Raw genomic sequence first — 693 nt, 5'->3', positions numbered from 1 at the left:
ACAACAACGGCTCGACCGTCAATGTCACCATCGACAAAGCAACCGGTGGCAATTTCGAGCAACTGACACCGGACCCAACACCTGCATCGACTGCCATCCAGGACAGCATCGACCCTGTAACTGTGAGCATCGTCAGCAATGGCAATGTGACTGAAGATCAGCAGCCTGTCTTTACTGTAAAAGTCAGTCAGGCGCTGGATCGGCCACTGACCGTTACCCTGTCCAATGGCGACAAGGTCACCATTGAAGCCGGTAAAACAGAGGTGGAGTACAAGGCGGCAGCCCAAGGTGATGATGTCTTCAAAGATCCCGGCTCTCTCACTCTTGGCGTTACTGACGCAAGCGTCCCAGGTGCCACCTTTGAGAAGCTGGAGTTCGGTAGCCCCGCGACAGTTGAAATCTCAGACACCATCAGTGAAGTTGTAGCCACGCTGACCGCGAGCCCTTCGGTAACCGAAGGCGGCGAGATTACGTACACCATCACGCTGACCAACAAAGATGGTCTGCCGATCAACAACCCTTCGGACCTGTACTTCAAGCTGACCGATGGCACCAATATCGTCGTGGCGGCCAACAGCACTACCGGTTCGGCTACTGTTATCGCGCCGGACAACGTCTACGTCGGCACCAACGCGCCAGTGGTCAACGCCATTGACTCGGTCAGCGGCCAAGACGCGTGGAAGTTCGAGCAGC

The 693-nt window shown here is 56.0% G+C and carries 1 protein-coding gene; it reads left to right on the top strand.

All coding sequences use genetic code 11. From position 1 onward, the window contains the following. The coding region (locus tag GYA94_RS23510) for an immunoglobulin-like domain-containing protein (protein ID WP_161893198.1) at positions 1-693 on the top strand (693 nt) is incomplete at both ends.

The sequence above is a fragment of the Pseudomonas juntendi genome, assembly GCF_009932375.1.
GTDB lineage: Bacteria > Pseudomonadota > Gammaproteobacteria > Pseudomonadales > Pseudomonadaceae > Aquipseudomonas > Aquipseudomonas juntendi.
This window is presented reverse-complemented; position numbering and strand designations above follow the sequence as displayed.